Below are 11,351 nucleotides of genomic sequence, written 5' to 3' on the forward strand. Positions count from 1 at the left end.
GGGTGGGGGGTCGTAGAATGCGGGGATTGTGTCTGAGTCCCTTACGCCCCAGCCCAGCCTTCCGGAAGCCGCGCCGGAGGCGTCCTCCTACGTGCCGCCCAAGTGGCGCACCGAGCCGCGGTTCCCGGACGGGCCCGCGCCCGACCCGGCCGGCTCGCACCACGAGCGGCGGATCCGCAGCTTCCAGCCGCGCCGCAGCCGGGTCACGGTCGGGCAGGGCGCTGCCCTGCAGCGGCTCTGGGGCACCTGGGGACTGGACATCGACGGCCGGGACACGATCGATCTCGATCGACTCTTCGACGGGCTGCCCGTCGTCCTGGAGATCGGCTTCGGGATGGGCGAGGCGACCGCGCAGATGGCCGCCGCCGACCCGGACACCGGCATCCTCGCCGTGGACGTGCACACCCCCGGTCAGGGGAACCTGCTCGCCCTCGCCGAGCGCAACGGGCTGACCAACGTCCGCGTCGCGAACGGCGATGCGATCATCCTGCTCCGCGAAATGCTGCCGCCCGCCTGCCTGCAGGGGATCCGCGTCTACTTCCCGGACCCGTGGCCCAAGGCCCGCCATCACAAGCGCCGCCTGATCCAGCCCGAGTTCCTCGACCTGGCCGCGACCCGGATGGCGCCCGGCGCGGTGCTCCACTGCGCGACCGACTGGGAGAACTACGCCGAGCAGATGCTCGAAGTGCTCACCGCGCACCCGGAGTTCGAGAACACCCAGCCCGACGGCGGCTACGCGCCCCGGCCGGACTTCCGGCCGCTCACCCGCTTCGAGGGCCAGGGCCTCGACAAGGGGCACGTCGTACACGACCTGCTCTTCCGGCGCGTGGAGAAAGTCTGACCTTCCCGAAGGTCACTCCTCGTGTCCGAGCGGGTCGTTAGAGTCATCATGTGATCCGAGTCGGTGTCCGTGCGTGCGTGTTCGCCGTGCTGGGCGCATCGGGGCTGACGATCCTCGAACTCGTTCGGGAGCAGACCGGAACCCCCGGGTTCCTCGTCGGCCTCGGCCTGGCCGTGCTGCCGGTGCCGCTGCTCATGGCGGCCTTCCGGTGGCTGGGCCGGGCCGCGCCCCGTCCCTGGGTGCAGCTGCTGTTCTGCTGCGGCTGGGGGGCCTGTACCGCGGCCCTGATCGCCATACTGGCCAACGACTTCGCCGCGGAGTGGATCTCCGCGGCGACCGCGGACGCCGACGACGCCGACCGGCTCGGTTCGGTGGTGATCGCGCCGGTGGTGGAGGAGAGCGCCAAGGCGGCGGCGCTGCTCCTCGTGTTCTCGTTTCGAAGAAGGCAGTTCACGGGCCCGGCGGACGGGTTCGTGGTCGCCGGGTTCACCGCGACCGGGTTCGCGTTCACCGAGAACGTCCTGTACCTCGGCAACGCGTTCACGGAGGACCTGCGGAGCGGGGTCGGGGCGCTCGACTCGGTGACGGCGGCGACCTTCTTCGTCCGGATCGTGCTCTCGCCGTTCGCGCACCCTCTGTTCACGGTGCTGACCGGCCTGGGGTTCGGTGCCGCTGCCGCGGTCCCCTCCGGCCACCCGCGGGCGCGGCTGCTGCGGGCCGGGCCGCCCCTGCTCGGCCTGGCACTGGCCATGGGCATGCACGCGTTGTGGAACTGCTCCTCGCGGCTCGGCGAGAACGGCTTCTACTGGGTGTACGGCTGCGTGATGGTCCCGGTGTTCGGAGGGCTGCTGGGACTGGCGGTGCAGATAAGGCACCGCCGGCTGCAGGCGGTCGCCGGGGAGCTCGCCGTGTACGCGGCCGCGGGCTGGCTGGCCCCGGCCGAGGTGCCGGCGCTCGTCTCGATGCCGGCCCGTTCGCTGGCCCGGGCGCTGGCGCGGCGCAGCGGGGGCCGCGCCGCGGGACGGGCGGTGGCCCGGTACGAGGCGGACGCGGCCGCGCTCGCCCTGCTGCGGCACGGGGCCCGGAGCGGCCCGGCCGGGGACCCGGAGTTCGCGGGCCGGGAGCAGGAGCTGCTGCACCAGTTGTGGCTGCGCCGGGCGACGGCCGGTCCGGCGCTGGCCCGGGCGGCGGCCCTGGAGGACCTGCTGCCGCGGCGGCCGGCCCCGGGCGGCGCGTGCGGGTTCGTACCGGCGGCCCGCAGCGGCGTCTTCGGCGGTCCGGTTACGGCGTCAGGCCCTTGGACCGGAGCCACGACAGCGGGTCCACCGTGGAGCCGCCCTTGCGCACTTCCAGGTGGAGATGGGGTCCGGTGACGTTGCCGGTGGCGCCGACCCGGCCGATGGTGTCGCCGGCGCCGACCTCACCGGAGGTGACGGACATCGAGGACAGGTGGCAGTACCAGACCTCCGTGCCGTCCGCGAGCTGCAGGACGATCCGGTAGCCGTACGCGCCCGACCAGCCGGCCGAGATGATCTTCCCGGCGGCGACGGCCTTGACGGGCGTACCGGTGGGGGCGGCGAAGTCGAGGCCGGTGTGGTAGCCGGACGACCACATGGAGCCGGCAACGCCGTAGTGCGAGGTGATCGTGTAGGAGGAGGTCGGCAGGGAGTAGCTGCCGGCCGCCGCCTTGGCGGCCTGCTCCTGCTCGGCCTTGGCCTCGGCGGCCTCCTTGGCGGCCTTCTCGGCGGCTTCCTTGGCCTGCTGCTCGGCGGCGAGGCGGGCTTCCTCGGCGGCCTTCTCGGCTTCTTCCCGCTTGGTCTTGGCCTCCGCGGCGGCCGCTTCGCGCGCCGCCTGCTCGGCCTGGACGCGGGTCTGGACGTCGACGGCCTCCTGCTGGGCCTCGGCCTGCTGGAGGATGCGGGTGCGCAGGATCTCACCGGCGTCGGCCTGGCCCTGCGACTGCGCGCCGGAGGCGGCCTTCGCGCCCCTGCCGTCCGCCTCGGCCCGGCGGGAGTCCTTGCCGGAGTCGTCGTCGGACAGGCCGGGCAGCGAGGGTATGGATATGGGGACCTGGGGGCGGTTCTGGGCCGTGGCGATACCGCCGGCGCCGACCGCGGCGATGATGCCGACCCCGAGCACGGTGGAGCTGCGGGCGAGTCCCCCGCCGCCCTTGGCGTTCCGGTGCTTGCCGCGGATGGGGCGCACCGAGTCCTCGGTGGGGTTCCACTCGCCCCAGGCGCCGGCGGACGGCGGCTCCTGGTTCTCGACGCCTTCACGGGCAGGCAAGTTGGAGGCCACCGGGGCACACTCCTCAGGGACACGCACGCGCAGGGCACCGCCTCTTGCGACGGCTGGGACGACCGCGCTGCGTTATCGAACGGTAATAGACAGACGGGAATGATTCCAAGCCGTCACGAATGATCGTTTCGGCCAACCGGCGCCACAGTGGCCACATTTGACCCGCATTAATCCCACTGAGGTGGGTCAACTCGGGCAAATTGCTGCGTGATTACGCACCTCTTCAGCCACATCAGTATCTTGACGGGCCGTCACAGACCTCGCAGAGAGCGCCACTTCACTCACGCAGCGTGATGAACGCGGGGACGACGAAGGCCCGGTTCCATAAGAACCGGGCCTTCGTACTGAGTAGCGGGGACAGGATTTGAACCTGCGACCTCTGGGTTATGAGCCCAGCGAGCTACCGAGCTGCTCCACCCCGCGTCGGTGAACACAACCTTACGCCATCCAGGCGGGGGCTCATGCCCATTTACGGCGCCGAACCCCGCTCCGCCGACATATCCGCAGGTCAGCGGCGCGCAACGTGGCCAAAGAGAACGGGCGCGCAGGCTTCCTCTCCCACCCCTTCCTGCCCGGGCCGCCCGTCGCCGGCCGGCCGGCCGGCCGCGAACTGCGGGGACTGCCGTTCCGCAAGTGCAGCGAGGAGGTCCCCGCCGAGAACGCCGACCGGCGGGCGCAGATCGCTCCGAGCAGGCCGACCGCGCCCCGACGCCCCTTTCCCGCCGGGCACACCCGAACAGGCGCGCAGGCGCCACGCTCGCAGCGTTGAAGCCCTTCCGGGAGGTCACCGGGCCGGCGGACCTGCCGGCGCATCCGGGCGGCCGTGCGCGGCCCTGAACGGTGCCGGTGCAGGACACCGGGCCAACGCCCCCAAAACAGCGAAGCGCCCCACCCGAAGCCATCGGATGGGGCGCTGAAGCGCAGGTCAGAGGATGGTTTCCTCGTCCCTGCGAGCCGTAGGCCATGTCGGACTCGAACCGACAACCAACGGATTAAAAGTCCGCTGCTCTGCCAATTGAGCTAATGGCCCTCGCGTGCTCACCCCAGAGCATAGCCGGAGAGCACCGGCCAGCCGATCGAGTATCGACCGACCGGCCCCGTCATCCTCCCGGATCCGTGCCCCACCCGGCCGGAACCGGGCCGCCCGGACAGGCGAAAGGGCCCGCCCGACACGAGGTTCGGGCGGGCCCTTTCGGCCTGTCAGGTCACCGGAGGCGCAAGGTCAGCCGTTGCGCTTCCAGCGGGGCTTGTCGTCGCGGCGGGTACCGAAGGAGCCGGACGGGCGGTGGTCGTCACGACGGCCGTACGGGCGGTCGCCGGCGCCGGAGCGGAAACCGCCGGAGGGGCGGTCGTCGCGGCGGAAGCCGCCACGGTCACCGCGGTTGTCGTCACGGCGGTCATCCCGACGGAAGCCACCGCGGTCACCGCGGTCGTCGCGGTTGAACGACGGACGCTCCTCGCGGCGGAAGCCGCCACGGTCACCGCGGTTGTCGTCCCGACGGAAGCCACCACGGTCGCCCCGGTCGTCCCGGCGGTCGTCGCGGTTGAACGACGGACGGTCCTCGCGGCGGAAGCCGCCACGGTCACCGCGGTTGTCGTCACGGCGGTCATCCCGACGGAAGCCACCACGGTCACCGCGGTCACCGCGGTCGTCGCGGTTGAACGACGGACGCTCCTCGCGACGGAAGCCGCCACGGTTGTCGTCCCGGCGGAAGCCACCACGGTCGCCCCGGTCGTCCCGGCGGTCGTCGCGGTTGAACGACGGACGGTCCTCGCGGCGGAAGCCGCCACGGTCACCGCGGTTGTCGTCCCGACGGAAGCCACCACGGTCGCCCCGGTCGTCCCGGCGGTCGCCACGGTCGTCACGGCGCTCCTCGCGGCGGGCCTGGCGCTCCTCGGCGGCCGCGGCAGCGGCGACGTGGGCGGCGACCTCGGCCGCGGCGGCCTCGGAGGCCTCGGAGACGGCGGTGTCCGGGTCCTCGCCGCGCTCGCGGGCGGAGCGGGCGACCAGGCGGTCGGCCTCCTCGCGGAGTTCGGCGGCGCGGCGCGTCATGCGCTCCAGGCGGCGGGTCAGCTCGGCGACCTCGCGCTCGGCCTGCTTGGCGGCGTTGTTCGCGGAGTCGGCCTGGACCTCGGTCAGCGAACGGGCGCCGGTGATCTCGGCGACCTCCGGGTCGAAGGCGCCGGCGCCCTGGACGATGTGGCGCGAGGCCTCGACGCCCGCGTCTTCCATCAGGCGGAAGATCTGGCGGCGCTGGTGGGGGAGCGCCAGGGAGACCACGACACCGGACTTGCCGGCGCGGGCGGTGCGGCCCGAGCGGTGCAGGTAGTCCTTGTGGTCGCCGGCCGGGTCCACGTTGAGGACCAGGTCGATGCCGTCGACGTGGATGCCGCGGGCGGCGACGTCGGTGGCGACGAGTGCGTTGACGTGGCCGTCCTTGAAGTCCGCGAGGACGCGGGTACGGGCGCCCTGCGTCATGCCGCCGTGCAGCGCGTCCGCCTTCACGCCGGCCTCGACGAGCTGCTCGGCGATGCGGTCGGCGCCCAGCTGGGTGCGGACGAAGATGATGGTGCGGCCCTTGCGGGCGGCGATGGCGGCGGTGACCGGCGCCTTGTCCTTCGGCTTCACGACGAGGACGTGGTGCGTCATGGTCGTGACGTTGCCCTGGGCGCTGTCGACCTCGTGGCTGACCGGGTCGGACAGGTAGCGGTCGACCAGGGTCGCGATCTCGTTCTCCATGGTGGCGGAGAAGAGCATGCGCTGGCCGCCGGCCGGGACCTGGTCGAGCAGCTCGGTGACCTCGGGCAGGAAGCCCAGGTCGGACATCTGGTCGGCCTCGTCGAGGACCGAGACCTGGACGTCCTCCAGGGAGCAGGCGCCGCGGTTGATGATGTCGCGCAGTCGGCCGGGGGTGGCGACGAGGATGTCGACACCGCGCTCCAGGGCGTAGATCTGGTTGCCCATGGAGGTGCCGCCGCAGACGACCTTCATCTTCAGGCCGAGGACGTCGCCGTACGGCTGGAGGGCGTCGGCGACCTGCATGGCGAGCTCGCGGGTCGGGGTGAGGATGACCGCGCGGGGCTTCTTCTTCTCGGTGTAGCCACCGGCGAGGCGCGCCAGGGTGGGCAGGCCGAAGGAGAGGGTCTTGCCGGAGCCGGTGCGTCCGCGGCCGAGGATGTCCTTGCCGGCCAGGGCGTCCGGGATGGTCGCGGCCTGGATCGGGAACGGGTTGGTGACACCGTTCTGCGCGAGCTTGCGCACGACGCCCTCGGGCAGGCCGAGGTCCGCGAAGGTGACCTGCGGCTCGGAGTCGGCGGCGTCGTCGTCGGAGTCGTCCTCGACGTCGGCCACGTCGGCCTCAAGGGCCTCGATGATCTCGTCGGCCTCGGCGGCCTCCATGGCCTCGGTCACGACAAGGGCCTCGACGGCGTCGACGATCTCGTTCGAGTCGTTCTCGGGCATGACGGCACGGTCAGAACTGGAAATGGACATGCGAAATGCGAAACCTTCCGGAGTCTCGGCACGCGCCCAAACTCCGTGAATCGCAAATCGACCGCCTCGATGCGGTCAGCCACGGCTAGGGAGAGTACGCGCCACACGGCGCGCTTCGGATCGGCGCCGGGCAATGGGATCAAACGATCTATAACCATACGCACCCTTCCGGGGGTATGGCAAGTCGCTCCTGCCCGATCGGTCCTGACCTGCGGCGATTCGGATCGCCTGCCGCCCGCCGGGCCCGGGCGCCCCGCGCTACACGGTGGTGGAGACGCTGGGCTCAGGCTGCGGCGGCACCGTCGGGGTGGGCGGCGTGGGGGAGGACACGGGCGGCTGCGGAGTCGGCGACTGGGCCGGAGGACTGGCGGGCGAATCGCCGGAACCACTGTTTCCGCCTCCTCCGGACGGCGGCCGCTGGGGCCCCTGGCCCCCGGCCCCGCCGCCCGGCCCGGCCGACGGCGAGGGCGCACCCGCCCGCCCTGCGGGCGCGCCCGGGCTGGGTGAGGCCCCGGTCGCGCCGGAGGCCTTGCCCTCCTCGGCGGCCTTGCCTTCGGAGGCCGCCACACCGGCCTTCGCCCCGTGGCCGGTGCCGTGGACCCCGGCGCTCCGCCCGGCACCGGCGCCCCCGCCGGCCTCGGCCGCGGACTTGCGGTCCACCGGGGAGGACGGACCGGGCGCGGCGGCGTCCGCGCCGACGCTCATGCAGCCCGCGGTGGCCGCGACCGCGAAAGCGGTGACGGCCAGTCGGAGGGAAGCGGACAACTGGCGCACGGGGCACCTCCGGGTGGGCAGTCGGTCCGCGGAGCAGCGGGTCAATATGCCCAACTCCCTTTGCGCCATAAGAGACACGCCCTTGGGGACACCGGCTGTCCGCAATCCGCCACCCGTCCGGGCGAACCCCGGCAACCCCGAAGGACCCCGGCGAACCCCGGAGGACTCCGGCGGACGCGGCGGGCCGGGCCGCGCGCTCAGGCGAACAACTGCCGTGCCACCTGCGACCCGAGCACCACCGCGCCCAGTCCTGCCAGCACCGACGCCGCCACGTTCGCCCCCGCCAGGAACCGACGGCCCGTCTCGGCCAGCCGCAGCGTCTCGTACGAGAACGTCGAGTAGGTGCCCAGCGCCCCGCACAACCCGGTCCCCAGGAGCAGGCTCCACCGCGAGGACGCCGCGCCGGCCAGCGCCGCCCCCGCCAGCACCCCGAGCAGCAGGCACGCGGCCGCGTTCACCACGAACGTCCCCCAGGGGAACACCGCGTCGTGCCGCGCCTGCACCGCACGGTCCGTCAGGTACCGCAGCGGCGCCCCGACGGCCCCGCCCGCCACCACCAGCAGCCAGTTCACCCGCGCCCCCGCTCCCGCGTCCGTGTCCGGGCGCGCGTCCGTACCGCCAGCCGCATCGCCGACGCCCCGGCCCAGACCGCTCCCAGCGCCGCGGCCACCGTGAGCCCGGCGTACGCCAGCGCACGCTCCGCCTCGCCCTCGTCCAGCAGCCGCGCGAAGCCCGCCGCGTACGTGGAGAAGGTGGTGAACCCGCCCAGCACCCCCACCCCGACGAAGGGCCGCAGCAGCGGGTGCGGGGAGGTGCGTCCGCCCTCACCGATCAGCGCCATCAGGACGCCGATCAGCAGGCATCCGGCCGCGTTGGTCCAGAACACGGCCCACGGGAACGCCCCCGGCCCGGCCGGCCACAGGAGTTCCACCCCGTAGCGCGCCGCCGACCCGAGAGCCCCGCCGGCCGCGACGGCCGCCAGCACGGGACCCTGCGGCTCGGCGCGCTGTGCGGGGACGTGCAGGTCGACGTCCGGGTCGATCGCCTCCGCCCCCTCGACGGGGCGGGTCACCCGTAACCCAGGGCGTGCAGCCGGGCGTCGTCGATCCCGAAGTGGTGGGCGATCTCGTGGACCACGGTGATCTCCGTCTCGGCGATCACGTCCTCGCGGTCCTCGCACATCCGCAGGGTGGGGTTCCGGTAGATGGTGATCCGGTCGGGCAGCACCCCGGCGTACCACTCGCCGCGGTCCGTCAGCGGGGTCCCCTCGTACAGGCCCAGCAGCTCCGGGTCGTCCGCGGGGGGCTCGTCCTCGACGAAGACCGCGACGTTGTCCATCAGCCGCGTCAGCTCCGGCGGGATGCGGTCCAGCGCCTCGGAAACAAGCTCCTCGAACTCCTCGCGTGTCATCTCCAGCACCCGGTCATTCTCCCCCCGGCCGGGGCGCCTCCCACGTGTGGGGGAGAAACCGTTTTGGCGATACCTCCCCGCATCCCATATGCTTCTCACGTCCCCGACGCGCTGGAAAGCGCCCCGGCGGGCCTTTAGCCCTCATCGTCTAGTGGCCCAGGACGCCGCCCTTTCAAGGCGGTAGCACGGGTTCGAATCCCGTTGGGGGTACGCATTACCGTGTGCAAGACTTGTTCTCGCACACTGCATGGTCCTGTGGAGCAGTTGGTTAGCTCGCCACCCTGTCAAGGTGGAGGTCGCGGGTTCAAGTCCCGTCAGGATCGCTGAGGCCGGAAACGGTCTCGTGGCTGGGTAGCTCAGTTGGTACGAGCGATCGCCTGAAAAGCGATAGGTCGCCGGTTCGACCCCGGCCCCAGCCACAACAGGAAGGCCCCGTCCGATGGACGGGGCCTTCCGCGTTACTCCGGCACCTCCTCCTCCGCCCGGGCGCCGCGGCGCGTGCGCACCAGGGCGGCCACCGCCGCCCCGGCGGCCATCAGACCCAGCAGCGCCCAGTCCGGCACCGCGTCCGCGACCGCCCGGACCCGCTGCTCCACCGCGTACGAGTCCTCCACGTCCAGCAGCCCGGGCAGCGCGCTCGCCCCGTCGTACGCCAGGAACAGCACGCCCAGGACGATGAAGAACAGTCCGGACAGCAGCGAGGTCGTGTGCAGCTCCAGCCGGCCCGCCCGGACGGTGCGCCCGCGCAGCCAGCGCCGCCGCCCCAGGTCGAACCGCTCCCACAGCAGCGCCAGCACGAACAGCGGTACGGCCATCCCCAGCGCGTACACGGCCAGCAGCAGGCCCCCGTACACCGGGCTGCCGCCGACCGCCGCCACCGTCAGGACGCTGCCCAGGATCGGGCCGGCGCAGAACCCGGCCAGCCCGTAGACCGCGCCCAGCGCGTACACCGACACGGCCGTCGCCGGCCGGATCCGCCCGGCCAGCTCCGAGAGCCGCCGCGAGGCGAAGCCCAGCCCCAGGATCTGCGCCAGCCCCAGCACGATGATCAGCGAACCGCCGGCCAGCACCAGCCCCTCGCGGTGGCCGTGGAAGAACCGCCCGGCGGTCGAGGACGCAGCGCCCAGCGGAACGAGAGTGGTCGCCAGGCCGGCGTAGAAGATCCCGGTCCGGGCGAGCAGCCGCGACGGGGAGGCGATCGAGTACGCGAAGAACGCCGGCAGCAGCAGCGCGCTGCAGGGGCTGAGCAGCGCCAGCAACCCGCCGAGCAGGGCCGCCAGGTAGCCGATGTCCGTCACCGGCCCGACCCCGCACCGGCCCCGGTGGTCCCGGCGCCCGCCGCGGACCGGGCCTTCGCAGCGGCCTGGTCGATCGCGGCGGCGAAGGCCCCGTACGGCTGGGCGCCCGCGATCGGCCTACCGCCCACCAGGAAGGACGGGGTGGAGCTGACGCCGAGGCCGTAGCCCTCCTCCCGGTCCTTCGCCAGGGCGGCCGCGGCGGCCTCCCCGGCCATGTCCTGCCGGAACCGCTCCAGGTCCGGGACCCCCGCCTCCCGGGCCAGCTCCAGCAGCCGCTCCTCGCCGAAGCCCTTCTCCTTGGCCCCCGGGGCGTACGCGGCCTCGTGGAACTGCCGGAACCGGTCCTGCTGACCCGCGGCCCAGGCCGCCTTGGCCGCGGCCTCGGACTCGGCGCCGAAGATCGGGAAGTTGCGCCACTCGATGCGCAGGGTGCCGTTCTCGACGTACTTCCTGATCAGCTCGGGCTCGGTGTCACGGGCGAACTTCCCGCAGTAACCGCACTTGAAGTCGGAGTACTCGATGAGCACGACGGGGGCGTCGGCACGGCCGAGGGCCAGCTTGTCGCCCGCGTCGCGCCGGGCGAGCCCGGCCAGGCCGGCGGCGGGATCGGCGCCGGCGGTCGGCTGCTGCGAGGCGGAGGAGGTGCGCGCGGGGTCCTTGTCCAGGGTGGTGGCCTGCCAGGACACCAGCCCCATGAGCCCGGCGGCGACCGCGACGGCGCCGCAGACCAGCAGGGCCTTGCGGGAGGAACCGGAACGGGAGGAAGAACCGTTGCGGGGAGAGGAAGAGGAAGAGGAAGAGGAAGCGGGCATGCGGCTGCTCCAGAGCTGTGCGAAGAAGAGGGAAGCGGGCGGCGGACCGGCGGGCGGCCAGCCCTCCTACACCCGCATCACGGACAGCTCCGCAGGCCCCGCTGCCGGCCGGTCGGGCCCGCGCGCCCCGCAGGGCGGCCCGGGTACGAAGCAGGGGGCCGCGCTGCCGGGCAGGGCGGAGCGCGTGCAGGCGGCGAGGGCGTGGTCGAGGTGCATGCCTGCCCGGGCCGGTACGGCCGGGGCCCGGTCGGGTGCGGAGGGCCCCGGCCCGCACCGCGGACCCCGACGCTCCCCGCCCTCCGCGGTGGAAGCCGCAGGCGCTCCAGCGACAGGGCCGACGGCCCGGCCCGGGGCATCCGAGGCGGCGGCAGAGGCCGCGGAAGCAGCAGAAGCCTCAGAGACAGGGGCGGCAGGGGCGGCAGGGG

General features: G+C 73.2%; 10 protein-coding genes and 5 tRNA genes. 5 read left to right on the forward strand and 10 right to left on the reverse strand.

Annotated elements, in window-relative coordinates:
* Nucleotides 1–28: 28 nt before the first annotated feature.
* Together trmB and HYE82_RS27635 are read left to right on the forward strand one after the other, a co-directional pair.
* On the forward strand, nucleotides 29–841 hold the full coding sequence (trmB, locus tag HYE82_RS27630) for a tRNA (guanosine(46)-N7)-methyltransferase TrmB (protein ID WP_179176888.1): 813 nt from the start codon (nucleotides 29–31) through the stop codon (nucleotides 839–841).
* Between the two features lie 50 nt (nucleotides 842–891).
* The gene (locus HYE82_RS27635; protein ID WP_179176889.1) at nucleotides 892–2,214 is read left to right on the forward strand and encodes a PrsW family intramembrane metalloprotease; all 1,323 of its coding nucleotides are present in this window, start codon (nucleotides 892–894) and stop codon (nucleotides 2,212–2,214) included.
* Here HYE82_RS27635 and HYE82_RS27640 read toward each other — a convergent pair.
* The 8 genes from HYE82_RS27640 to HYE82_RS27675 all read right to left on the reverse strand — a co-directional run bounded on the left by HYE82_RS27640 (nucleotide 2,123) and on the right by HYE82_RS27675 (nucleotide 8,825).
* A complete protein-coding gene (locus HYE82_RS27640; protein WP_256987788.1) occupies nucleotides 2,123–3,127 on the reverse strand; it encodes a M23 family metallopeptidase in 1,005 nt (334 codons plus the stop codon). The genes HYE82_RS27635 and HYE82_RS27640 overlap by 92 nt on opposite strands.
* Before the next feature lie 361 nt (nucleotides 3,128–3,488).
* Nucleotides 3,489–3,562: transfer RNA gene (locus tag HYE82_RS27645), tRNA-Met, on the reverse strand.
* Between the two features lie 534 nt (nucleotides 3,563–4,096).
* Nucleotides 4,097–4,169 (reverse strand) — tRNA-Lys (locus HYE82_RS27650).
* A 192-nt stretch (nucleotides 4,170–4,361) separates the two neighbouring features.
* On the reverse strand, nucleotides 4,362–6,632 hold the full coding sequence (locus tag HYE82_RS27655) for a DEAD/DEAH box helicase (RefSeq protein ID WP_179176891.1): 2,271 nt from the start codon (nucleotides 6,630–6,632) through the stop codon (nucleotides 4,362–4,364).
* 258 nt (nucleotides 6,633–6,890) lie between these two features.
* Nucleotides 6,891–7,406 carry a hypothetical protein gene (locus tag HYE82_RS27660; RefSeq protein WP_309144467.1) on the reverse strand — a complete coding sequence of 172 codons (516 nt, stop codon included), beginning with the start codon at nucleotides 7,404–7,406 and terminating at the stop codon, nucleotides 6,891–6,893.
* Between the two features lie 197 nt (nucleotides 7,407–7,603).
* Complete coding sequence (gene crcB, locus HYE82_RS27665; RefSeq protein ID WP_179176893.1) at nucleotides 7,604–7,978, reverse strand: fluoride efflux transporter CrcB; 375 nt, start codon at nucleotides 7,976–7,978, stop codon at nucleotides 7,604–7,606.
* A complete protein-coding gene (locus tag HYE82_RS27670) occupies nucleotides 7,975–8,478 on the reverse strand; it encodes a CrcB family protein (RefSeq protein ID WP_179176894.1) in 504 nt (167 codons plus the stop codon). Before HYE82_RS27670 ends, crcB begins: the two co-directional genes overlap by 4 nt.
* Complete coding sequence (locus tag HYE82_RS27675) at nucleotides 8,475–8,825, reverse strand: metallopeptidase family protein (protein ID WP_179176895.1); 351 nt, start codon at nucleotides 8,823–8,825, stop codon at nucleotides 8,475–8,477. The genes HYE82_RS27670 and HYE82_RS27675 overlap by 4 nt, the downstream gene beginning before the upstream one ends.
* 128 nt (nucleotides 8,826–8,953) lie before the next feature.
* On the opposite strand from HYE82_RS27675, the gene HYE82_RS27680 reads away from it, so the two are divergent.
* From HYE82_RS27680 to HYE82_RS27690, 3 genes are all read left to right on the forward strand, one after another.
* A tRNA-Glu gene (locus HYE82_RS27680) sits at nucleotides 8,954–9,026 on the forward strand.
* 39 nt (nucleotides 9,027–9,065) lie between these two features.
* A tRNA-Asp gene (locus HYE82_RS27685) sits at nucleotides 9,066–9,139 on the forward strand.
* 22 nt (nucleotides 9,140–9,161) lie between these two features.
* Nucleotides 9,162–9,235: transfer RNA gene (locus HYE82_RS27690), tRNA-Phe, on the forward strand.
* 39 nt (nucleotides 9,236–9,274) lie between these two features.
* On the opposite strand, the gene HYE82_RS27695 is transcribed toward HYE82_RS27690, so the two are convergent.
* Nucleotides 9,275–10,114: a cytochrome c biogenesis CcdA family protein gene (locus tag HYE82_RS27695; protein WP_179176896.1), complete on the reverse strand. Its 840-nt coding sequence runs from the start codon at nucleotides 10,112–10,114 to the stop codon at nucleotides 9,275–9,277.
* Nucleotides 10,111–10,926: a thioredoxin domain-containing protein gene (locus tag HYE82_RS27700; RefSeq protein ID WP_179176897.1), complete on the reverse strand. Its 816-nt coding sequence runs from the start codon at nucleotides 10,924–10,926 to the stop codon at nucleotides 10,111–10,113. The genes HYE82_RS27695 and HYE82_RS27700 overlap by 4 nt, the downstream gene beginning before the upstream one ends.
* Nucleotides 10,927–11,351 lie beyond the last annotated feature (425 nt).

Origin of the sequence: Streptomyces sp. BR123 (assembly GCF_013401435.1) — a bacterium.
Lineage (GTDB): Bacteria > Actinomycetota > Actinomycetes > Streptomycetales > Streptomycetaceae > Streptomyces.